The organism is Paenibacillus contaminans (assembly GCF_003285015.1).
GTDB lineage: Bacteria > Bacillota > Bacilli > Paenibacillales > NBRC-103111 > Paenibacillus_V > Paenibacillus_V contaminans.
Window position 1 is genome coordinate 228,126 of sequence record NZ_QMFB01000014.1, and the last position, 23,044, is coordinate 251,169.

The 23,044-nt window shown below is 53.4% G+C and carries 20 protein-coding genes; 7 read left to right on the forward strand and 13 right to left on the reverse strand.

Going from position 1 to position 23,044, the window contains the following annotated elements; genetic code table 11:
- Nucleotides 1-11 precede the first annotated feature (11 nt).
- The 5 genes from DQG23_RS23210 to DQG23_RS23230 are packed head-to-tail and all read right to left on the reverse strand — an operon-like array spanning nucleotide 12 to nucleotide 3,917.
- The gene (locus DQG23_RS23210) at nucleotides 12-1,001 is read right to left on the reverse strand and encodes an ABC transporter ATP-binding protein (protein WP_113033264.1); all 990 of its coding nucleotides are present in this window, start codon (nucleotides 999-1,001) and stop codon (nucleotides 12-14) included.
- Nucleotides 998-1,519 (reverse strand): NUDIX domain-containing protein, encoded by a 522-nt coding sequence (locus tag DQG23_RS23215; RefSeq protein ID WP_113033265.1) that lies wholly within the window; start codon nucleotides 1,517-1,519, stop codon nucleotides 998-1,000. Before DQG23_RS23215 ends, DQG23_RS23210 begins: the two co-directional genes overlap by 4 nt.
- Before the next feature lie 18 nt (nucleotides 1,520-1,537).
- Nucleotides 1,538-2,329: an ABC transporter permease gene (locus tag DQG23_RS23220; RefSeq protein ID WP_113033266.1), complete on the reverse strand. Its 792-nt coding sequence runs from the start codon at nucleotides 2,327-2,329 to the stop codon at nucleotides 1,538-1,540.
- The gene (locus DQG23_RS23225; RefSeq protein WP_113033298.1) at nucleotides 2,326-3,111 is read right to left on the reverse strand and encodes an ABC transporter permease; all 786 of its coding nucleotides are present in this window, start codon (nucleotides 3,109-3,111) and stop codon (nucleotides 2,326-2,328) included. The genes DQG23_RS23220 and DQG23_RS23225 overlap by 4 nt, the downstream gene beginning before the upstream one ends.
- Before the next feature lie 29 nt (nucleotides 3,112-3,140).
- Complete coding sequence (locus DQG23_RS23230; protein ID WP_113033267.1) at nucleotides 3,141-3,917, reverse strand: ABC transporter permease; 777 nt, start codon at nucleotides 3,915-3,917, stop codon at nucleotides 3,141-3,143.
- Between the two features lie 536 nt (nucleotides 3,918-4,453).
- On the opposite strand from DQG23_RS23230, the gene DQG23_RS23235 reads away from it, so the two are divergent.
- The 3 genes from DQG23_RS23235 to DQG23_RS23245 all read left to right on the forward strand — a co-directional run bounded on the left by DQG23_RS23235 (nucleotide 4,454) and on the right by DQG23_RS23245 (nucleotide 7,754).
- Nucleotides 4,454-6,001, forward strand: a complete 1,548-nt coding sequence (locus DQG23_RS23235; RefSeq protein WP_113033268.1) for a CapA family protein — start codon at nucleotides 4,454-4,456, stop codon at nucleotides 5,999-6,001.
- 78 nt (nucleotides 6,002-6,079) lie between these two features.
- Nucleotides 6,080-7,054, forward strand: a complete 975-nt coding sequence (locus tag DQG23_RS23240; protein ID WP_113033269.1) for a polysaccharide deacetylase family protein — start codon at nucleotides 6,080-6,082, stop codon at nucleotides 7,052-7,054.
- Between the two features lie 70 nt (nucleotides 7,055-7,124).
- Nucleotides 7,125-7,754, forward strand: coding sequence for a fumarylacetoacetate hydrolase family protein (locus DQG23_RS23245; RefSeq protein WP_113033299.1), 630 nt, complete (start codon nucleotides 7,125-7,127; stop codon nucleotides 7,752-7,754).
- 252 nt (nucleotides 7,755-8,006) lie between these two features.
- On the opposite strand, the gene DQG23_RS23250 is transcribed toward DQG23_RS23245, so the two are convergent.
- Both DQG23_RS23250 and DQG23_RS23255 read right to left on the reverse strand, forming a co-directional pair.
- Nucleotides 8,007-9,185: an HD-GYP domain-containing protein gene (locus tag DQG23_RS23250; RefSeq protein ID WP_113033270.1), complete on the reverse strand. Its 1,179-nt coding sequence runs from the start codon at nucleotides 9,183-9,185 to the stop codon at nucleotides 8,007-8,009.
- Nucleotides 9,186-9,386: 201 nt separating this feature from the next.
- Nucleotides 9,387-11,852 carry a beta-propeller domain-containing protein gene (locus DQG23_RS23255; protein ID WP_158560659.1) on the reverse strand — a complete coding sequence of 822 codons (2,466 nt, stop codon included), beginning with the start codon at nucleotides 11,850-11,852 and terminating at the stop codon, nucleotides 9,387-9,389.
- Between the two features lie 177 nt (nucleotides 11,853-12,029).
- Here DQG23_RS23255 and DQG23_RS23260 point away from each other — a divergent pair, with 177 nt between their 5' ends.
- A complete protein-coding gene (locus tag DQG23_RS23260) occupies nucleotides 12,030-13,073 on the forward strand; it encodes an ABC transporter substrate-binding protein (protein WP_420330252.1) in 1,044 nt (347 codons plus the stop codon).
- Between the two features lie 69 nt (nucleotides 13,074-13,142).
- On the opposite strand, the gene DQG23_RS23265 is transcribed toward DQG23_RS23260, so the two are convergent.
- Nucleotides 13,143-14,144 (reverse strand): AraC family transcriptional regulator, encoded by a 1,002-nt coding sequence (locus tag DQG23_RS23265; RefSeq protein ID WP_113033272.1) that lies wholly within the window; start codon nucleotides 14,142-14,144, stop codon nucleotides 13,143-13,145.
- A 117-nt stretch (nucleotides 14,145-14,261) separates the two neighbouring features.
- Between DQG23_RS23265 and DQG23_RS23270 the strand changes: the two genes are divergently transcribed.
- Nucleotides 14,262-15,497 (forward strand): DegT/DnrJ/EryC1/StrS family aminotransferase, encoded by a 1,236-nt coding sequence (locus tag DQG23_RS23270; RefSeq protein ID WP_113033273.1) that lies wholly within the window; start codon nucleotides 14,262-14,264, stop codon nucleotides 15,495-15,497.
- 147 nt (nucleotides 15,498-15,644) lie between these two features.
- Nucleotides 15,645-16,502: an amidohydrolase family protein gene (locus DQG23_RS23275; RefSeq protein ID WP_158560660.1), complete on the forward strand. Its 858-nt coding sequence runs from the start codon at nucleotides 15,645-15,647 to the stop codon at nucleotides 16,500-16,502.
- 269 nt (nucleotides 16,503-16,771) lie between these two features.
- Here the strand turns inward: DQG23_RS23275 and DQG23_RS43600 are convergent, their stop codons facing one another.
- Nucleotides 16,772-17,281 carry a beta-galactosidase small subunit gene (locus tag DQG23_RS43600; RefSeq protein WP_337589410.1) on the reverse strand — a complete coding sequence of 170 codons (510 nt, stop codon included), beginning with the start codon at nucleotides 17,279-17,281 and terminating at the stop codon, nucleotides 16,772-16,774.
- Nucleotides 17,278-19,221 (reverse strand): glycoside hydrolase family 2 TIM barrel-domain containing protein, encoded by a 1,944-nt coding sequence (locus tag DQG23_RS23280; RefSeq protein WP_337589409.1) that lies wholly within the window; start codon nucleotides 19,219-19,221, stop codon nucleotides 17,278-17,280. Before DQG23_RS23280 ends, DQG23_RS43600 begins: the two co-directional genes overlap by 4 nt.
- Nucleotides 19,222-19,449: 228 nt before the next feature.
- Between DQG23_RS23280 and DQG23_RS23285 the strand changes: the two genes are divergently transcribed.
- Entirely contained in the window at nucleotides 19,450-19,833 is a 384-nt protein-coding gene (locus tag DQG23_RS23285) for a VOC family protein (protein ID WP_113033275.1), read from the forward strand.
- A 111-nt stretch (nucleotides 19,834-19,944) separates the two neighbouring features.
- Here the strand turns inward: DQG23_RS23285 and pepF are convergent, their stop codons facing one another.
- From pepF to DQG23_RS23300, 3 genes are all read right to left on the reverse strand, one after another.
- Complete coding sequence (gene pepF, locus DQG23_RS23290) at nucleotides 19,945-21,735, reverse strand: oligoendopeptidase F (protein WP_113033276.1); 1,791 nt, start codon at nucleotides 21,733-21,735, stop codon at nucleotides 19,945-19,947.
- Between the two features lie 213 nt (nucleotides 21,736-21,948).
- Nucleotides 21,949-22,137, reverse strand: coding sequence for a hypothetical protein (locus tag DQG23_RS23295; protein ID WP_113033301.1), 189 nt, complete (start codon nucleotides 22,135-22,137; stop codon nucleotides 21,949-21,951).
- A gap of 199 nt (nucleotides 22,138-22,336) precedes the next feature.
- Nucleotides 22,337-22,528 carry a hypothetical protein gene (locus tag DQG23_RS23300; RefSeq protein WP_113033302.1) on the reverse strand — a complete coding sequence of 64 codons (192 nt, stop codon included), beginning with the start codon at nucleotides 22,526-22,528 and terminating at the stop codon, nucleotides 22,337-22,339.
- Between the last annotated feature and the right edge of the window lie 516 nt (nucleotides 22,529-23,044).

Genomic DNA, 23,044 nt, shown 5'->3' on the forward strand with positions numbered 1-23,044 from the left:
TCAGACACGCCCTAGTAAATCCGATGGATGATTTCCTCGAAATCGGGCTCTTCCATGTGAACGTCGTCCACGTCGCCCCACTGATTCAAAATGCGGAGGACGTCCATCGCCGTCGTCTCCCGGCGGTTGCAATGGATCGTCAGGCTGTCGCCGTTTTGCTCTTCGATCGTAAAAGGCAGCCTTACCATATCGCCGTTCGCGGTTATGTCCGAGGGAACCTGCATGGCTCCCCGATAGGTGACCCGAATGACCGACGGCAAGCCGATCCGCTCGCGCAGCTCTGGGATCGAGCCGTCATAAGCAAGCGCGCCGTGATTGATGACCATCACGCGCTCGCACAGCTGCTCGATATCGTCCATATCATGCGTCGTCAGAAGAATCGTTTTGCCGAAATCCTTGTTCAGCGACTTGAGGAAGCCGCGTATGTTCTTTTTGGCGATGACGTCAAGGCCGATCGTCGGCTCGTCGAGAAAGAGAATATCCGGGTTATGGAGCATGGAAGCGGCCAGATCGGCCCGCATACGCTGGCCAAGCGAAAGCTTCCTCACCGGCGTAGCCATAAACTCGTCAAGGCCGAGCAGCTCGCGCATCATCCCCAGCTGGCGCTCTTTGAATTCCGGCTCGATGCGGTACATCGCCGCCAAAATATCGTAGGAATCCTTTACCGGCAAATCCCACCACAGCTGACAGCGCTGGCCGAATACGACGCCGAGGTTGCGGACGACGTGACGGCGGTTTTTTTGCGGACTTTGCCCGTGAATGAGCACCTCGCCGGATGTCGGATGCAAGATGCCGGTGAGCATTTTGATCGTTGTCGATTTGCCCGCGCCGTTCGGTCCGATATAGCCGACAAAGTCGCCCTTCCGGATGCGAAAGCTGATATCCTGCACGGCGGTTTTCTCTCTGTATTCTCTGGAGAAGAGGCTTCGGACGCCGCTGAACGCGCCTTCTTTTACGACGGGGATGCGGAACGTTTTGCGGATGTCCCGTACTTCGATCATCGTTTTGCCTCCTTCGGTAAATCGTCTGCGATCAGGCTCCCTGAAAAATAAGGTTCAAGCTCATGGTCCTCGATCATGGTCAAATGGCGGCGTCCTGCCGCATATTCAATCAGCTGTTTCTTTATATTCGGAAAGAGGAGGATGCTTTCAAGCTCACCTAGCGGGACCCATTTGACGCCGGACTGTGTCGGATCGGGACGATCCGGCAGCCGGGGCGTGAAGCCGTCGGCGATCCGGCATTCGAATATCAAATTGAGCATATGGGGAGTGTCCGGATAGTCGCCGGATTGCCGGTGCGGAGCGCATTCGTAAACGAAAGCCAACGGCCCGACCTCAACCTCTACCGACAGCTCCTCCATCGCTTCCCGTTTGACGCCGTCGATGACCGTTTCTCCGGGCTCGGCGCCGCCCCCCGGCAGGTTGTAATGGACGCCTTCTTCGTCCGTATATTCGCAAAGCAAAATCGAATCGTCACGCATAATTAACGCTGTAGGTCTTACCCGGATATGGTACGGCATAGTCGAATCCCTCCATTTTTAACTTCCCGTGCTTTGATAGCGTGACAGTCCGAGGCGCCAGAAGCGCATCCCGGCATAAAGAAACAAAAGTGCGAATGCCGCCGTAGCGGGCAAAATCCAAAGTCCAAGCTCTCCCCGCAAAATGTAAAGCGCCGGCACGAAGTTCGCAAAGCCGACCGGCACGACGGTCAACAGCATCGTTTGCAGCCATTGCGGGTACAGCACGAGCGGGTATTGCGCGGCGGTTCGGGAAGCGTCCTCCGTAATGTTCTGCAATTCGCGGACACGCGTAATCCAGAAGCCCGCCGTTGCGGAGAACAAGCCGATCGTAAACAGAATGACGGCTCCGGTCACGATGACAAGCATCGTTTGCGGGATCGCCCACCAGCCGATTTGTCCGCTTGCGAGCAGCCCGGACATCGAGATGACCAAGATCGTCGTTCCTTGCACGACTTCTCCGACGAGGAAGGTCACATTTTGCGTCATTAGCGCCAGCAGAATCGGTACCGGCCTGATGAGAAGCTGATCGAGATCGCCGGATACGAGATACTTCTCAATATGATGAACGTCCGAAGCGAGAATCCGGTATATGGAGCGGGACAACGTGAGCACTCCGTACAAATAGCCGATTTCCTGGAGGCTCCAACCTTTGATTTGGCCGAATTTCAGCAAGATGATCGCAATCAGCAGAAAATCCATAATACTGACGAGTGCAGCCATCAGACTGGAAAAGACGAAATTGAACTTATATTGCATCCTGCTGCGAATGCTGGCTTTGACAAGCATGAAGTAGAGCCGAACGGTCGTCATCCTCCCTGCACCTCCAGTTTGCCGCGGACGACCCGGGTTGCTAGGATGCAGATCAGCGTTAAGCCGATGCACCAGGGCAATGCGCCGAGCAGCGCGCCGCCGTTCTCGTAGCCCAAGTAAATGCGCGTGGGATGGTATTGCAAATAAGGATAAAACGAATAGGCGCTGATGCTGCGCAGCCAAACGGGCAGCCATTCCACCGGGATCAAATAACCGGAGAACAGCATGACTAACGCGGTGTTCACCCAGACGAGCCAATTCGACTCCGTCGTCCATAGCGCGCTGATGCCGATCAAGTATTGGATGCAGATCGCCATATAGGCCGCCATAATTAGCGCGCAAATCGTCAGCAGCCAAACTGCGGGTTCGGCGGACAACGGAAGAGCGAACGTTATCGCGTACAGGGCGAATATGGGGACGGATTTGTATAGCAGCCTATAGGCGATTTCTCCCCATTCCCGGCTCATGGCGATATAAAACAAATGCACGGGTCGCATCAGGTCGAGCGATATTTGACCGGTTCGCACGCTTGGAATAATCCCGAGTCCGTTTGTCATGAAGACGGTTATCCACAAACATACCTGGTTAAAGGCGACGTAATGAATCATACCGTTGACGCCGTAGCTGCCAAGCGTGTTGTTCTCGCCGATGCCGATCCAGATCGATACGTGTATGAAGCCGAAAATGGCGCTGGCTACCGTGTTGATTGCATGCGTGCCCCGGTACTGCAGGTTTTGGGCATAAGCTTTGCGAGCGAGGACGGGAAATATGAAGTTTTTCATCATTCGGGCTCCTTGTGGCAGGGAGCTGTTCAACCTCCTTGTATTTCGATTTTACGGCGAACGGCGGATGTGGCGGCCAAGCATAACATCGTAAAGACGATGCACCAAAGCAGGGCGGCCGGCAAAGAGGAAGGATCGTCCATCTCCAGAAAAATGCGTGTGGGATGGTATTGCAAATAAGGGTAGGGCGTAAGGTATGTAAGCGTGCGAAGCCGGTCCGGCAGCCATTCCAGCGGAATGAAAAAACCGGATAACAGCGTAAAAACGGCGAAATTCAGCCATCCGAGCCAGCGGGATTCGGTCGTCCAGACGGCGGCAAGTCCAATTAAGTAGTTGATCGCAAGCATGATATAGGCGGCGAAAGACAGCGCAACAGCGGTCCACAAATAAGTCCACCCGTTCACGGGCAGACGCAGTGAGACCGTCACTACGTAGATGATGAAAATCGGGATTGTTTTGTACAAAAACTGGTAACCGATATTTCCCCATTCCCGGTACATCAAGGAGACGTACAGATGAACGGGGCGCGTCAATTCCACGGCAAGCTGGCCGGTTCGTACGCTTTGCTCGAGGCCGAGTCCGCCGTTCATCCCGTTCACGACCCAAAGTGCGGCCTGATTGAAGGCGATGTAGCTGACCATGCCTTGCAAGCCGTAAGCGCCAAGCGGATGCGATTGTCCGATGCCGATCCAGATCGAAGCATAGATGTACCCGATGACAGCGCTTGCGATCATTTTCATCGTGTGGGCGCCGCGATACTGCAGATTCTGCAAATATGCTTTGCGCGCCAGCACCCAAAAAAGCATGCAGCACCTCCTTGTTCTTATGAAGTTGTGGCAAAGCTTAAGAAAAGTCCGGTGAAATGTCGGTTCGTGCGGAATGGTTTCAGTAAGTGGCGTGCGGAAAATCGTAATCTGAACACGCCGGTAATGCGGTGCGTAGAGGAACCGTTGCGTACGGAAGCCCGGCGGAGCGTGCCTGCAGCTGTCGAACACTGGTAAATCGAAGTAAGGGAACTAGGGTTCCCGATCCTCATAACGGATGACCGTTTGAAGAGAGTGAGTTTTGATTATAACAAGCGCCGGTACCTGTGACAATGCCATGCAGCATGGATAATTCGATTATAATGATTCTTTCCGAATATACAGCGGAACGGAAATCGTTAGGAAGCGATAACCATTAATGAGAGGCGTTAGAAAAAGATAGGGCTTCCTCCTTCGCATGTAGTATAATGGTTAAGGCCCTATCGGCATGATTGATTATTTTACCTGTTCATCAAAGGCACATGATCGAAACCGCATAATCGATGTATGGCAAAAAATCCGCGGGAAGGAGTCTGCATATGAATCGTACGCGGTCGGATGATTTTCAAGCCCGTAAAAAACGCCGCGACCGAATCCGTAGAAGGCGATATACTGCCGCAGGACTCGGCTTGCTCCTCGTGCTCGCGATTGCTGCGGGGTGGCGGCTTTGGCAGGCGGACGGTCCGCCTGTAGAAGAAGCCCGCGGTGCGGAGGAAAGCATAGCGCCAAGCCAACCGCCTGTGACGCCATCGCCTAGCGCGGTGACGCCGACGCCCGCTCCGTCAAGCGGCGCCGTTTCAGCCGAGCCCGGGAAAGCCGGCACCGGTGAATCGGACGGAGAAGCCGAGCCGAAACCGGCAAACCCGGAGGAGCGGGTGACATTGACTTTTGTCGGCGATGTCATCATGGCGGAGACGGTGGAGGCGGCGATGAAGAAGAACGGCTACGATTTCCCTTTTAAGCTTGTTAAGCCGTATTTGGAACGCGCCGATCTGACCATAGCCAATCTCGAGACGCCGGTGACCGAGTACGGAACGAAGCAGGACAAACAATACGCATATAAATCGACGCCGTTGGCGCTGCCCGCGTTCAAGGCGTCCGGCATCGACATCGTCAATATGGCGAATAATCATTCGATGGATATGGGAGAAGACGGGCTTGTCCAGACATTCGAGCATCTAACGAAGCACGGAATCCCGTATGTCGGCGCCGGCCGAAACCGGAAGGAAGCATACACGCCGGTAATCGTCGAGAAAAAAGGGATAAAAATCGCATTTCTCGGCTTCACGCGCGTTTATGAAAATTCGGGCTGGTTCGCAGGCGAGAAAAAGCCGGGAGTGGCGTCGACTTATGATATTGCCGTGCCGCTGGCGATCGATGCGATCAAATCGGCTCGCGACAAAGCCGATCTGGTTGTGGTTATCGCCCACTGGGGCGTCGAACGGCAGGATTTGCCCGAGCCGTACCAGCGCGATTTGGCGAAGAAGTATATCGATGCCGGCGCGGATTTGATTGTAGGCGGCCATCCTCACGTCTTACAAGGCTTTGAAACGTACAAGGATAAATGGATTTTGTACAGCCTCGGCAATTTTATTTTTACGACGAATGAAGTGGCTAAAACATGGGAGACGATCATCCTTGAAGCGTCGTGTACGAAAGAACGGCAGTGCGATGTAAAAGCCGTTCCGGCAATGAACAAATGGGCGCAGCCCGCTCCGCTTGAAGGGGATGAAGGCGCAGCGCTACTAAAGCGGTTATCGTCGATATCGTATGGTGCAAAGGTGGACGCCGACGGACGGGTAAAAGCGGCGCCCGGCGCCCCGCTGCCCACGAAGCCGCCGACGCCAAGTCCGAAGCCGAGCTCCGCGGTAACGCCCAAGCCATCGTCCGGAACGACACCGAAGCCGACGACCGGCACAGCCGGCAAGACATCGAAACCGACGTCCGGTGCGACCCCGAAATCGTCTTCCGGCGCGACGGCGAAGCCTTCGACCGGTTCGACGCCGAAGCCGACCGCCAAAAGCAATTCAACCGCTAAGCCTACTGCGAAGCCGTCATCAACCCCGAAGCCGGCGGCCGGCAATTAGAAATAACAAAAATAGGAACTGATACCACAAGCCAATACGTCCATACTAACCAAACCTTCATTCAGGGAGAGTCGGCATATGAACAGACACTCGAAGATCCCTTGCAGGCTTTGGATTTGTATGGGCTTTTTGTTTATATTGATGCTTTTACTGGCAGGCTGCGGAGGCAGGCGTAACGGTTTAACGACTTCAGACGCTCCTTCGCCGGTCCCGTCCGGCACGATATGGGACCGGATCGAAGCGGCCGAACAGGAAGCGGCAGGTCCGAAAATGATATTAGGGCCGATTAAACAGAGAGTAAACGATCAATACAAAGTGTACGATCCGTTCCGAAGTCTGCGGGAAAAGAACGATGAAAGGAATATCGCGGCCCAAAAGGCGGAGAAAGCCCCAAAAAGTCAGCCTCAGCGTGAAGAGGGCGGCAAAATGGCGTACTTGACGTTCGATGACGGCCCTTCGATTCATACGCGGAAAATATTGGACATTTTACGGCAGAACGGCGTAAAAGCCACCTTTTTCGTCATCGGCAGCCGCTCGGAGGAAAGCATTCGCTCTTACCGTGCCATCGTTGCAGATGGCCATGCGCTGGGCAATCACACGTATACGCATGATTACCGCACCGTATATAGCTCGGTGGAGGCCTATAAGAAGGATACGGAACGGTTGAACGACCTGCTCGAGGAAACCGTCGGTTTTCGGCCGAAGCTGATTCGCTTCCCCGGCGGCTCGAATAATCGTTTGTCGCATAAATCGGGCGGCGGGGGCATTATGAAGCGAATCGCAGCCGAAATGACGCGGAACGGCTATCGGTATGTCGACTGGAACGTCAGCTCGACGGATGCGGCTCTTCCGGTTCAAAAGCGGGCGGAAATCGTCAAAGCGGTGCTTCAAGGCAGCGGGGGCAAAAGGGAAATCATCGTACTTATGCACGATATCGCGAAAAAAACGACGACGGTCGAGGCGCTGTCCGAGATCATCGCCGGCTTGCGTGCTCAAGGGTATCAGTTCGGCGTGTTGGACCGTACGTCGTTTACGTTTCATTTTCAGCTTTGATTCCGGTGGTAGCGAATCATAAATTGGCGTATAATGCGGAATGAATAGATGGGGAGGTGGTTGTTGAATGATGACGAATACGATACGCAACCTGTATTGCGTCGGCAGAAACTACCGCGAGCATGCCGCAGAACTTGGCAATGCCGTGCCTGACTCGCCGATGCTCTTTATGAAGCCCGTACATGCGCTAACCGTAATGGACGGCAGTGAAATCTCCGTTCCGGGGAACCGCGGAGACGTTCATTACGAAGCGGAGCTGGTTATACATATCGGCCGGACTTATGAACGAGGCATCAGGGTGGACGAGCTGGTGGACCGTTATGCGCTCGGCCTGGATTTGACGCTGAGAGACGTTCAGAGCGAGCTTAAGAAGAAGGGGCAGCCATGGCTTGCGGCCAAAGGCTTTTTGGGATCTGCGCCCATCGGCCCGTTCCGGCCCTTTCCAGGGATGGCCAGTTTGGGTGTTCAATTGTTTACGCTAAGCAAGAATGGCGTCGAGGTACAGAAGGGTTGTATTACCGATATGATTTTCAGCCTGCAAACGATCGTCGACTATTGCGCGGAGCATTACGGACTGGGAGAAGGCGATCTGATTTACACGGGAACGCCGGCAGGCGTAGGCCCGGTCGCTGACGGGGACCGCTTCGAGCTGCGGATGGGAGAAGAAGCGGCAGGGGAGTGCGTCATTCGGCTGAGGTAAAAAAACCAGCTGTCGTGAAATTTTTAGCTGATTAGGTTCGGAGAAAGCGTTGAGGAATGTCGTCAGAGAGGCCCAAGTGAGTGTTCTCGCCGAAATTGGCGTTTGTTGTGCCCGGGCTGCTTTCACCGCGTCACTTTTGTGCTCGGGAAATCGGGTTGGTTCCTGCTATTGCTGCAGACGTTTCCCGAACACAAAGGCGACTCTATGAATGCGTTCAGCGGATACCCTCCTCCCGAACGTTTGTTATTTTGCTCACGGATCCAACCGGTCATCGCGAAATTGATCGCGGACTTGCAAGATTCGGGGAAGCTGCTCCATAAACACATCGACAAGCTTAGGGTCAAAATGTTGTCCGCGCTCATCGGCGATCAGCTGCAGAATACGGTCAAGCTCCCAAGCTTTTTTATACACGCGTTCGCTTCCGAGCGCGTCGAATACGTCGGCAATCGCCGTGATGCGGCCGTAAATATGAATTTCCTCTTCCTTCAGTCCTTGCGGGTACCCTTTGCCGTTCCATTTCTCATGGTGCTCGTGCGCCACGATTGCGGCCGTTTTTAGCAGGCGGCGCTTCGAGTTTTTGAGCAATTGATAACCGATTGTCGTATGAGTCTGCATCTGTGCAAATTCGTCCTCGGTCAGTTTGCCCGGTTTCTTCAGCACATCGTCCGAAATGGCTACTTTGCCGATATCGTGCATCGGGGAAGCGAGCCTAAGCAGCTCCGCTTCTTCCTTGCTCATACCAAAGCCGATGGCGAGTATATAGGAATATTCGGCGACGCGTTTGACATGGTTCCCGGTTTCCTTCGAACGGCTTTCCCCGATCTCCCCCATCGTAAAAATGATTTCCCGCTGCGTTTCCTCAATTTCTTCATGAAGCAGTACCGATTCCAGCGATTTCCCGGCATAGGATGCGGCAAGCGTCAAATAGGTCAGATCCTTGTCGGAGAACGTTGCGGCTGACGTAAGCTTGTTCACCGCCTGATAGGCCCCGATAATTTCCCCGTCGTTGTTGCGGAAAGGAACGACAAGCAGTGCTTTCGTCCTGTATCCGGTTTGCCTGTCCGTTTGCAGCGCTCCCATTTCGAGAACGTCCTTGAATTCCTCGTTCGTATACGCATCGTCAATAAAAATAGGCGTGCCCGTCGCGATCGAATGACCGACCAAACCAGCTCCGAGCGGAATGCGAATGCCTTCAACGCCGTGCGCTACCGTCGTGTAAAGCGTTTGTCCGACTGCATCGACAAGCCAAACGCTGCAGCGGTCGGCGACGATCATTTCCCTGCCCATGTTCGCCATCAGCAGCAGAACGCGGTCAAGCTGGCGTTCGCTGGCAATTTTGGCGATGTAATCGAAAATGACGCGAAGCATGTCTTCCGGCTGCAAGTCGTCCCTATCCCGAGATCGATCCGGATATGTATTTGCAGAGGTCATCGAAATCCCCCTCATTCATGTCTAAGTATTCGTTTATACAATATTCGACTTGATGTCGAAACTTCCTTCCCGTTTTCGATGGTCCTTTCGACTCATAATAAACGCCGGACGAGGAAAGTTTAACGAACGTAAAGACAAACGTCAAGCGGCCTTTTGACGATGGTTTCATCTTCGGGCCGCTTGACGCAGAATCGTGATGCGTTATGGGATTAAGAGCCTACCGCTTTCGTTCAAACTTTCCAGGTCGTACGCGCGAATTTCGCTTTGCGATAACGTATACAGGCTGCTTCCGATCGTGACGATTCGATCGACGTTTTGGCTGCTGTCGTACCAACCGCCGCCGGCTTTCAGCTTGTCGGCATCGGACAGGTGGGTGATCTTGCTCTTCAGCCGGAAACCGTCCGCAAGGTCGACATGATAGACGTAAGCGCCTTGGAACGCGAACTGACCGTACGCGGGAACGTTTGAATTTGATGCAGACTTGTCGGGAACCTCCATGACGGTAACCGGGAACGCCATCAGGTTGTTTTCTTTGGAAAACAGCAGCGCTTTATGGTTGCGCAACAGCTCCGAGTCGGTCCCGCGGTCGCCTATATTTTCTTTGAACAGCTCGATCGGGCGGGAAACGTCGCTTACGTCGAACATGGCGATTTTCATGCCTTGATAAAAGGCGGAGGACCCGTTTCCGTTCGGATCGCTAAGCTCGACGGTATCTTTGCCGAAGCCGATCAGATGGGTGTCGTCGTACGGATGCAGGTAATCGCTGTAGCCCGGTATTTTCAGAGAGCCGAGCACTTCCGGAGATTGCGGATTACTCAGGTCGATGACGAACAGCGGATCCACATTTTTGAAAGTTACCATATAAGCGCGGCCGCCCATAAACCGGACGGAATAAATGCGCTCGCCCGGCGCAATGCCTTCCAGTTTGCCGGCTATGTTCAAGGATTCGTCAAGCACGTATACATTGTTCTTGGACGTTTGCTCGTCGTTCCGCCACATATCGCCCGTCGTCGTCGCAATACGGAAATAGCCGCCGTATTCGTCCATCGAAAACTGATTGAGCGCATGACCGGGCACTTCGCCGCTAGCCGCGATGCGAACCTCGCCTTGATCCAGCACAAATTTGTAAACGGCGCTCGTTTTTTCGCTTGCGGACGCCATTTTTTTGGAAGCTATCGGCGGCGATATAAGAACAGGTACAGGGACGCCCGGTTCGGAAGGAGCGATCGTCACCGTTCCGGCTTTCTCTTCGACGATAGAGACGGCAGGAGCTCCCGCGTTATTGCCGGCCGGTGCGGCGTCCGGCTGCGCTTGGACGGATGCAGGTGAAAACGACGTCTTCTGCTGCGTCACATATAAGTTCGATTGCGATGCATATACGTTGCTTCCCGCCCCAAGGTATGCGGTTACGTTAAGCTTGCTGTCCGGACGGTCGAGGCGAACGCCGGCGATAATCATGTAGCTCGTGTAGACGCTGTCGGGGAGATAGCGTATTTTATCGACGCCGATAACGGCGAATTCTTCGGAGACAGCGGAATCCCGATATTTCGGCGTAAGCTGCTCTACAGCTTGATCGCCTTCCTGCGGCGGATAGTCGACCGGCGGATAGCCCATATGGCGGTTGGCGATCATGTATAGGCTGGATCCGATTTTGCGGGATGTGATATAGCTGCCTTCCAGCTCCATCTCGCGGGTTTTGCGAATGTCCGTTTTATTGCTTATATCGAACACGATCGCTTTCGCGGTTTGAGCCGAAGGAATAGGAAGCATGGCGATGCTGTCCTGGACAGCCTTCATTTTTTGTACGCTGTTGTTATTTACGCTGCCTATAACGACAAGCGTATCGCCGTCAACATACAATTCGTTCGGATGAAAATCCTGCGATTCGAACGATACGACGCCGGCGATTTTCAAATCGTTTGCGGAGCGGGTATCCGCGATGATAATCCGGTTTCCGTTGACTTGATACAAATAGTCGCCGTCGGTCTTGACGATGTCGGCTTCGTCCACTCCCTCAACCTGGACGTTTGTCGTCGAATGTTCCGCCTTGGCTTTGGTGTTTGAAGCTCCTTCGGCAGGGGGAGGCACCGCGATACTTGACGTTTCGTTGACGCCGGTCACCCTCATGAGGGTATCGCTGTCGTAAGGATTGCCGGCGTATTGCGAGGACAGCAGCTCGCGCAGCTTTGCCTCCGTTCCGATAACCGGAAGCACGCGATCCTCACTGTCGATGGCGATCGTTTTATCGGGACCGTTCCATTTGACGACCGTTCCGAACGATTCGCTGAAGAAGCGAAGCGGGACCATCGCTTTATTGTCGATCAACAAAGGCGCCGCAGCAAGCTCGACCGGTTCGCCGTTGCGGTAGCCCGTCGTGCTGCCGACGCTCAATTCGATTTGCATGCCGTCTTTGGCGGCGACGGCGGTTTGTGTCTTGTCCCGCCAATCGACCGCGGCTCCCAACGCTTCCGCAATGCTCCGGAGGGGAACCATCGTCGTATCGCCGACCAGTCTTGCAGCGGCTTCCAGCTCCATCTCGCTGCCGTTCAGCTCGATGCGGTAAGCTTCGGGATAGTTCTCGTCTTCGGCTGCTACATGCATGGCCGGCGCTGAAGTGCCGAGCGATAAAATGATAAGTAGAGCTCCGACTAACATTTTTCTTTTCATGATTCCACGAACCTCCATGTTTTCCACTCATTTTCGACTGTACCCCTCAAACGCCTGCGGAAAGGAAAATGTTGCATGTTCTTATAGAGTGAAATTTTAATAGCCGATATTGCAATCGAAGGAGGCAGTTGGAAAAGATAAACAAGTTGACAAGTCAAACTCGGATGTGTACGATATATGGGTGCAATTGATAATCGTTATCACAAGGACGGGGTAGGAATGGGTTTGAAGAGTAAAGGAAAACAATCGAAGCTTTGGCTGACCGCATGGGTAACCGTCGTTAGTATAGCGCTTATGTTGGCGGGCTGCGGGAATGCCGCAACGGATAAAGGCACTGGCGGAGCGTCGGCGAGTCCGAGTCCCGGACAGGAAGTCTCGAAGCCGTATGTGGTTAAGCATGCAATGGGCGAAACGCCGATCGAAGCGACGCCGAAACGCGTAGTCGTGCTTACGAATGAAGCGGCCGAAGCGTTATTATCGCTTGGCGTGAAGCCGGTCGGATCGACTCGGGCGTTCTACGGCGACGTATGGTATCCGCATATGAAGAAAGAGATGGAAGGCGTTACGGACCTCGGCACGGAGCAGCAGCCGAACATCGAGGCGATCGCATCGCTCAAGCCGGATTTGATTATCGGCAACAAGCTTCGCCAGGAGAAGGTTTACGACCAATTATCCAAAATCGCTCCGACGGTGTTTTCCGAAACGCTGCGCGCCGAATGGCAGAACAACTATAAGTTGTATGCAGAGGCTGTAAATAAGAAAGCCGAAGGCGAGAATGTGCTCGCCTCATTCGATAAACGCGTGCAAGAGCTGAAAGACAAAGCGGGAGACAAGCTGAATCAGAAAGCTTCGGTCGTGCGGTTTATGCCGGGCAAGGTCCGCATTTACTATAACGATACGTTCCCGGGCGTTTTGTTCAAGAAGCTCGGTATCAAGCGTCCGGATGTACAGAACAAGGAAGAGTTTATGGCGGAAGTATCGAAGGAACGCATTCCGGAGATGGAAGGCGATATTCTGTTCTACTTCACCTACGAGACGGGAAATCAGGAAGCAAGCAAGCTGGAGCAGGAATGGACGAACGATCCGCTCTGGAAAAACCTCAATGTCGTAAAGGCCGGCAAAGTTCATAAAGTGGACGATGTCGTATGGACGACGGCAGGCGGCGTTATGGCGGCCAATCTGCTGCTTGACGATATGTACAAATATTTCGATGTGAAGTAACGAACGAAGGGCTGTCGCTCAAGCAAGTATGCTTGGGTGCAGCCCTTTTTGGTGTGCGTAAAAGCGGATCTAGCTGTGGAACGGCGGCACCGGAACGCTCGGAGCCTTGTTGCGGTGAGCCGTCCGGTACTCGGAGGGCGTCATGCCCGTATGCGCTTTGAAGACGCGGGTAAAGGTTCGCAGCGAATCGAAACCGACTTCGGACGGCACGTCCGACACCTGCACGTCCGTCGAGACGAGCAGGCTGATCGCGCTGCGGATGCGCAGCGTGTGAAGGTAGCCGAGAAAGCTTTGCCCGGTACGTTTCTTGAAGGAACGGCTGAAATAAGGAGGACTTATGCCGTAACGGCCGGCAAGCTGCTCCAGCTTCAGGCTTTCGGTGTAGTGAAGATGCACGTACTGTACGGCGTCGCGCATATCGTCAGCGGAGCCTGTCCGTCCGTCTTGCCTCTGTTCCTGCTGAGCCAGGGAGTCTTGCTTCGCCGGGTCAGATCCTCCATCGCTTGCGGCGGCACGTTCGGCCTCCGTTTCTTTGGCCAATCCTTCCCCATATTCGCCGGTATGCGCGCGAAGCAGCAGCAGCAGCACCTCCGTCAGCTTGGCGAGAATGAGGCTTGAACGGCCGATTTCCGAATGGTTGTTCTCCCACAGCATATCGTCCATAATGTGCTTCATCCGTACCGACTGCTCAGCAGACAAGCATACGTAAGGCGGGACGCGGTTGCCGAATTGAAGCAGAGCGTTATAGTGGCCGGACGTAAGCGGCGTTCCCGACAACAGCCGGGTGTCGAATATGATGCAATACTTGCGCACAAGCGATGAGTCCGGATTCCTCTGGAACTGATGCAGCTGGTGAGGGGGAAGGAAAGTCACGGTTCCCGGCAGAAGCGGGTAAGTGACGCCGCCGACCGTTTGCGTGCCGTGGCCTTCGATAACGAAGGAAAGCTCGGCAAAATCATGATGATGCAAATAGGATCCCTCGAGCGCATACGTCCAGATGGCAAATGGGAATTTACCCTGCTGACCTCGCGTGTCTAGTACAATGTCCTGGTAATATGGGAAATGCGTCATTCGACTGCCGCCCTCCGGTTAATAAATGGCCGTTAATCGGAAAAAAATGACCTCTTCGCATGATGCCCCTATTTTATCATAGATTTATGCAAGATAGATTAAGGGAGGCATAATAAAATGGTTGAAACGAAGCTAGCGATACATGGCGGCAGCAAAGTGAAAACGACTCCGTTCGGCACCGGCAAACGGTTCGGATTCGAGGAAGCGAAGGAACTGCTTGAAGCGCTCGAGCAAAATACGTTGTTTTACCATTTCGGCGAAAAGGTTAAGCGGTTTCTGTCCGATTTCAATGCGATTTACGGCGTTAAACATAGCGTAGCGACATCGTCGGGTACGGCTGCGATTCATGTGGCGCTTGGTGCGGCAGGCATCACCGTTGGCGATGAAGTCATCACGAGCCCGATTACGGACCAAGGGACGCTGGTCGGCATTTTGTACCAGAATGCGATTCCGGTGTTCGCCGATTTGGAGCCCAACACATACAACCTCGATCCGAAATCGGTCGAAGCCCGCATTTCGCCTCGCACGAAAGCGATCGTCGTCGTTCATCTCGCAGGAAATCCATGCGACATGGATGCGATTATGGCCATCGCCAATAAATATAACCTGAAGGTAATCGAGGATTGCGCGCAAAGCTATCTGACGAAATATAAAGGCCGGCTGGCCGGTACGATCGGTCATTACGGCTGTTTCAGCACGAATGATTTCAAACACATCTCCACCGGCGACGGAGGGATCGTCACGGTTAACTCGGGCGAGGATGAGGATTTTTACCGGACGCATGCTTTCGCCGATAAAAACTACCAGCGCTTCGGCTCCCAAGTCGTTCGAGAATTGAACAGCTTGGCGCCGAATTACCGGATGACCGAGCTGCAGGGCGCAGTCGGCATCGCGCAGCTTAAGAAGCTGGGCTGGATTTGCGATAAACGCCGCGAGTACGGCGACAGGCTGACCGCAGGAATCAGCGGCCTGCCAGGCATCCAACCGCATAAGATTACGGATGGGGCGGAAGGTACGTATTGGTTCTACATGCTTCGCGTCGATGAAAGCAAGCTGACCTGCACGCGCGACGAATTTGCCCAAGCGCTTGCCGCTGAAGGCATTCCAGCTTCCGCCGGCTATATTCCGCAGGTTGTTTATATGCAGCCGCTATTTCAAAAAAAGCAGGCCTATCACGGCTCGCATTTTCCGTTCGAGCTGTCGGATTTCAGCTATGACCAAGGCTTGTGTCCGGTTGCCGAGGATATCTTGAAGACAGCAATCCGCTTGACGATCAACGAATTCTATACGGAAAGCGATATCGAAGACATGATTCAAGCCGTTCGCAAGGTTGCCGCATATTACGGAGCATAAGATGCTTTTTGGCAGCGTAAGCGTACCCGCGTGCGCTGCCGCGCTCCGTTGTATGCCATAGGGGAGCGATAGGGTTAAGGCGGGAGAGCGAAGGGAGCAGTGCATAAGTGTGAGCTGCTTCGCAGGCTATGAATGGAGGAAGCGTTAATGATCATCGACGTCCATAACCATCCGGATTGGTACGGGTACGATCTGGACCGGTTTTTAGAAAATATGCGCCAGTACAACATCGACCGCACATGGATGCTAAGCTGGGAATCGCCGCAGGACGAGTATAATCCGGCTTATAATGCCAATGTTCCGGATCATGACGCGACCGGGCCGATTTCCCACAAACGCTGCGTGGAATACGCAAAGCGGCATCCGGATAAATTCGTAATCGGCTATGCGCCAGACCCGCGGCGGCCCGATGCGATCGACAAGCTGCAGGCGGCGATCGAGCTTTACGGAGTTCGCGTTTACGGCGAGCTGAAGCTGCGCATGATGTACGACAATCCGGATGCGATTCGGATGTACCGTTTTTGCGGCCAAAAGGGGCTGCCGGTGCTTGTCCATATCGATTACGAATTCGATACGGGATCGAAGTACCCGCGCCCGAACTGGTGGTACGGCGGCGGGATCGGAGCGTTCGAGAGAGCGGTGGAGGCATGTCCGGAAACGATATTCATCGGTCATGCGCCAGGATTTTGGGCACATCTGTCAGGAGACGACCAGTTCGACAAAGTCGCGTACCCGAGCGGACCGATCGTTCCTGGCGGCAAAGTCGTCGAAATGATGCGGCGTTATCCGAACCTGTATTGCGACATCTCGGCCGGCTCCGGGCATCGTGCATTAAGCAGGGACCTCGCATTTACCCGCGAGTTTTTGAACGAGTTCCAGGACCGCGTTCTATACGGACGGGACTATATGGACAATATTCATCAGACGCTGCTGAACGAGCTTGGACTGGAGCAGCCGGTGCTTGATAAAATTTATTCCGGAAATGCCCTTCGCCTGGTGCCATAGGGGCTGATTTGAAGCTTGCTTATACACCTATTAAAGCAGTGCGACAAGGGTTGAAACGGCAGAAGCTTGACCGCCGAAGCCATTATAAACACAAAGAACCGCCGGTGCGTCCGGCGGTTCTTTGCGTTCGAAGGATCGGGGCTTGCGAACGTTCGTATGCGGTTGTATGCGTATCATCGAGGTGCTCGCGTACATAGTGAAACGCAGCGGCGTGCAGTGTGCGCCAACAGCATGTTAATCTGCCGGAGCAGTTGAGCGACAAGGCTCCTCTAAAGCACCTGTTTGTCCAAGGTAACCGGCGACAGGCTGTCGGCCGTGAAAGGCGTCAGGCGCGTACGGAAGCTGAATTCCCCGGCATGCAGCACGTACTGCGGCAGTACATCCGGCCCGCAGCTGGCCGAGCCGATCCCGTGATGCGCGTGATCCAGATGAACGACGAACTCCTTACGAGGCACCAGATCGTACGTATGCTGCGCCTTTTCCAGCTCAGCCGCATCGTAACGCAGCGCGCTGAAGCTGAACGACGCGTCGGCGCTGCCATCCCTTACCGGCGAAGCGAACAGGCCGACACCGCGTAAATCGGTAAATGCGACCCAGCGGACGTCCGCGCGATTCCCGTTTTCCTGCGGATAAATGTAACGGACATACAAGTCGTCGGTTGCCATCCGGTACACGCCGACCCGTCCCGCCAATTTGGTGTCGCTGTAGCTTTCGCCGGGACCGCGTCCGTACCATTCCGTACGGGCAAGCGATTCCGGGACGGTCAGCCGTAGCCCTATGCGGGGGAGAACCGATCATAACGATTCGTAAGCTTCAGCTTGCCGTTCGCCAGGTCGGCCGGATCGATTTTGACCGGCTCCAGCACTTTTTTATACTCGATCAGTCCCGGCGTAGGCGTACGGTCCGGCTGCACGAGACCGTCAATGACGAAATTGTAATCGTTCGGCTGATCGCCGAAGTCGCCTCCGTAAGCGAAATATTCGACGCCTTCCGCCGTCTTCCGGCAGATGCCGTGATCCAGCCACTCCCAAACGAAGCCGCCCTGCAGTCTTTTATGGGCGTAGAACGTTTCCCAATATTCCTTCAGACCGCCTGGGCCGTTGCCCATCGCATGCGCATACTCGCATAAAATATGCGGCTTTTTCATACCTTTCATGCGGCCGAGCTCGTTCAGCTTGCCGACGTCGGTGTACATCGTGCTGTACACGTCGGCTGCGACCGCTTCCCGGTCGCCTTCATTGTGGACGAGGCGGGTCGGATCGATCCGTTTGGCCGACTCGTACATCGCGATATGGTTGCGTCCGAAGGCGGATTCGTTGCCGACCGACCACATGATAATCGAGGGGTGATTTTTATCGCGGTGCACCATCCGTTCCATGCGGTCCACATAAGCGGCTTCCCATTCCGGATTGTCCGTCGTCCACGTTTTGGCGGCATCGAAGTCGTAGCCGGTACCCGCGGAGTAGAAGCCGTGGCATTCCAGATCGGCCTCGTCCATCACGTAAAGCCCGTATTCGTCGCAAAGGTCGTAAAAACGCGGATCATTGGGATAATGCGACGTCCGCACGGCATTGATGTTATGCCGCTTCATGAGCAGCACATCCTCCAGCATCCAGGAGAGCGGAACGGCTTTGCCCAAGTCCGGATGATGGTCATGCCGGTTCACACCCTTAAGCATAACCGCGACGCCGTTTACCAAAAAGTTTCCGTCCTTCAGCTCAACGGAGCGGAAGCCGACGCGCTGCGGCACGACTTGAAGCACATTCCCCTTCGAATCGCGCAAAGTCAACAGAAGATGATACAAATGAGGAGCCTCCGCCGACCATTTGTGCGGATTGCCGACCGGCATTTGCAGTAAAGCTTCGGTTGTTTTGTTTTTTAAAGCTTTTACGGGAGCCGACGCCGTTCCGCCCTCGACAGGCATATAAGCGGCATCCAGGAGTTTGGCCTCCAGGCTGAAAGCTTGTTTGCTGCTGCCGCTGATTTTTGCGTTAATCTGCAGTACGGCATGCTCGTAGGCTTCGTCAAGCTCCGTGCGGACGAATACGTCGTCCACATGCGCCTCAAGCGGGGAAGCGATCAAATAAACATCGCGAAAAATACCGCTCAGCCACCATTGGTCCTGGTCCTCGATATAGCTGCCGTCGGACCATTGATAAACGCGGACGGCGATCTTGTTGACGCCTATACGCGCCGTTTCGGTAATGTCGAACTCTGCGGGAATGCGGCTTCCTTTGCTGAAACCGACAAATTTGCCGTTCACCCAAACGTGAAAAGCGGAATCTACGCCTTCGAAGCGCAGCGTAATTTTTTTGCCGTTCCATTCGGGAGCAATTTGAAAATCCCTTACATAGGAGCCTGTCGGATTTTCGGACGGCACATAGGGCGGATTTACGGGAAAAGGATAATTGACGTTCGTGTAATGCGGCTTGCCGTAGCCGTGCATTTGCCAGCTGCTCGGAACCGTAAGGTTATCCCAATCGCGGGTATCGAAACGTTCTTCATAGAAGGCTTCGGGAGCGTGAGCGGGCGTTTCCGCGTAATGAAACTTCCAGACGCCGTTAAGCAGCCGGAAGGATGCTGAGCTTCCTCGATCATAGGATAAAGCCGAAATTTCGTCCTCATAAGGGATAAAATAAGCTCGGCTGTCCATCCGATTGCGGTGAATGAGCTGATGATTTTCCCAATCATGGCGGGTATCGACTTGTTTTGCGGACATTGCCTTGTACCTCCGGAACATATCGTTATGTGATGATATGAATATCATAACTTTCCTATTTTCCGCGTTCAACGCGATTATTTTCATAAGTATATAACAATATTCGTTTATTTCTTTCAGAAACTGTTATGCCGGCATGCGGTTAAACAATTTAGGGGCAGTTATGAGAGGAAGGACATGGTAATATAAAGAAATCATTTGCAAAAATTCTAATAAGGGGATGAAGACTTGCCGAGTCCGATTCATAATCGTGTGGATACGATATTCGTTCACGTCGCGGATTTGCAAAAATCCATTCATTGGTATAGCAAGTTGCTGGGCATTCCGGTTGCGGAAGGGAATCATGCGGGGCCGATTTATACGTTGGATATGGGACCGGGGAGACCCGGGCTAACATTGGACAATCATTGTTTTGATTCCGATTACGAATTGGTTCCCTCCAATCAGCCTTTATTCAATTTGAGCGCTCCGGATATTCATGAGGCATACAGGCACGTCAAGGAGCTTGGGGCGGAAATCGTCTCGGAGATCCAGACGTATCCCGATTTATCCGACTTTTCCTTCAGAGATCCCGACGGCAATATCATTATGGTTTGCACTTGCTTTACCTGATGCGTTGCGATAGCTCGATGAACCGATTAGAAACGGATATCGCGCCTGATTGCATCCTGCAAATGCCAAACACCCCCTTCGGCTGAAGGGGGTGTTCGTATTCGCTGAGGCTTACTTCGTCAAAGTTTCCATCTGCTCGATCAAGCTTTTGAACACGCTCATCGCTTGGTTTACCGGCTCAGGCGACGACATGTCGACACCCGCGCGCTTCAGCGTATCGAGCGGATATTCGCTGCCGCCGCTTTTCAGGAAGCCGAGATAACGGTCGACGGCAGGCTGGCCTTCTTCGAGTATTTGCTTCGAGAAGCTCGTAGCTGCCGAGAAGCCGGTCGCATATTTGTAAACGTAGAAGCTGTTGTAGAAATGGGGGATACGCGCCCATTCCATCTCGATATCTTTATCGACGACCATGCCGTCGCCGTGGTACTGTTTGTTCAGGTCGTAATAAATTTTGCTTAAATCCTGAGGCGTAAGCGATTCGCCTTTCTCAGCCTTGTCATGCGTAATCATTTCGAATTCGGCAAACATCGTTTGACGGAAAACGGTCGTCCGGAATTGATCGGCATAGTAGGTGAGCAGGTACATTTTTTCTTTCGGATCGGTCGATTTTTTCAGCAAGTAGTCCATGAGCAGCGCTTCATTAAGCGTCGAAGCGACTTCCGCAAGGAAGATCGGATATTGCGCATAACGGTATTCGTTGTTCGCATCCGAGAAATACGAGTGCAAGGCGTGGCCCATCTCATGCGTCAGCGTGAACATGCTGTTCAGGTTGTCTTTATGATTGAGCAGCACATAAGGGTGCGTGCCGTAGGAGCCCCAGCTGTAAGCGCCGCTGCGTTTGCCTTCGTTCTCGTAAACGTCGATCCAACGGCTGTCGTAGCCTTCCTGCAGCGCATTGAGGTACGTTTCGCCCAGCGGCTTCAAGCTGTCCTTGACGGTCGTTTTGGCTTCGTCGTATGTAATGTCCATTTTGAACTGCTCGACAAGCGGAGCGAACAAATCGTACATGTGCAGCTCGTCGACCTTGAGCAGCTTTTTGCGCAGCTTCATGTAACGGTGCAGCAGCGGAAGCGCTTCGTGCACGGAGCCGATCAGATTCGTGTACACTTCCTTCTTGATGTTGTCGCCGAACAGCGACATTTCGAGCACGGACGGATACTTTCGTACGCGCGCGTAAAACGCGTTTTTATTGATATTCGCGGCAAGCGTGGCGCCGATCGTGTTTTTGTGTTTGCCGTAGGTTGCGTACATCGCTTCGAATGCGTTTTTGCGAACATCGCGGTCCGCGCTTTCCAGGAACTGAATGTAGCGGCTGTGCGTCAGCTCGATTTCCTCGCCCTTGTCGTTCTTCACCTTCGGAAATTTCATATCGGCATTGTTCAGCATATCGAAAATCGTGCTCGGCGCCTGCGACAGATTGCCGACCTGGGCAAGCAGCGCTTCTTCCGCTTGAGAAAGCACATGCGGCTTGTCGCGTACGATGTCGTCGAGCGATTTTTTATAGAAGGCAAGCGACGGATCTTGGATCAAAGCTTTCAAGGTCTCGTCCGAAAGTCCGAGAATTTCGGGCGTGATATATGAAGTCGCTTCGTTAACCTCGACGCTGAGCTTTTTGACTTTATCGGACAAGGCTTGGTAAGTCGGCTCCGCCATATCCTCATGATGCTTCATGTTGGCATAAACGTATAAACGCTCGGTCGAAAGCGAAATGGCGTCGTCCAGCGAGAAGCACGCCTTTAATTCGGCAGCTTCATGCAATTTCCCTTTGTAGGCTGCGATATCCTTAAGCTTCTGCTTGACGGAATCGTATTCTTGATCCCAGGCTTTCTGGCTCGGAATCATGTCCTCGGTATTCCAGCGGTGCTCTGCAGGCACCTCGGCGCGTTTAGGTACTTGGCTCATGGGAACCCTCCTCGGTTGATTAGATGGTTTGGCCGCCCCCTCGGCGAGCGGGGAGGTGACCGGGTGAACGACAGTTCCGGCAAGCAAGCCGGCGGTAAGGAAGAGGGGAATCAGACGCAAAGCGATCGCTCCTATTCTCACTGCAAACAAACGCGGTTGCGGGCAGTTTTCCCCTTAGTATGTACGGAACTGGTTAAACAATCCAAATCGTCGTCAGGCGATTTTCCCCATATTCAAAAAGGAATACACGATCAGCACGAAAGACATGCAGATCATCACCAGCGCGACAATCGCCAGGAACCGCTTGAACTGCGGCGCGAGCGAATTTTTTTTCATAATCAAAATCAAGGCGAGCGAAAACGAGACGATGATAAACGTCAATATCGATCCGCCGTCAATCATGGCAATTCCTCCTGCATGCTCTTTCGAAACATCCGTAAAGCTTTGTTCGGCGTCAAAGGGCAAATTCCTCTTTTTTTCTAAATTCCGGAAAGAATAGGATTCGCCGATTGTCCGATATCCGGGCGAACGAAGGCGTTTTAACCTTATGATATTCGGGATTCCCGGCAAAGTATTATCAAAAGTTTGCGGATTTCCTTCCTTACACCTCGCGGAACGCTTTCATCATGGTTTCCCATTCTTCTTCCGTGCCGTCGAACTTGTCCTTCGGAAAACGGTGCTCCGCCCAGTTCATCAGCTCGGGACGAGACAGAAACGTATGGCATTCCTCGCCCCATTGATCCGATATTTCGCGGACGATGATGCTTTTGCCGTTCACTTCGATGTTCAGCATGTTCCATTTGTCTTTTTTATAGATTTGATGTTTTTTGGTTGTCTGTTGTTTCAAGGCTATTCCCTCGCTTATTTCGTAGTGATTGCACTTATTGCGGACGTAACGCCGCATTCGGAGAACTGCTGCGGCGTTCGTAACGCTTATCGCTTTGCAGCGGCATTCTCGTATCCGTATTTTATCACAAATAAGGAAGGAAAGAACACAGGGGAAGACGGGGACGGGAAAAGCTTGCTCGCCGCCGTGAATTTGCGATTGATTTCGGTTAATGCTAGTGGTAAGATAATCCACAATCTTGGCAGGGAGCCTGCCGCGGGAATTAGCAAAGTAGAGCAGAGCGGAGCCGAGAAGAGGAGAGATGAGTAATGACGAACAATAGCGAAAAGCCGGACATGGAAAGACAAGGCGACGAACATGCGTTTTACGAGCAGATCGGCGTCGCGATGACTTGCCGTTCGTTCGAAGAGTATGTCCTCATGTTTGCACTGGATGAAGATAAGCTGAAGGAAGGTCCCGTAT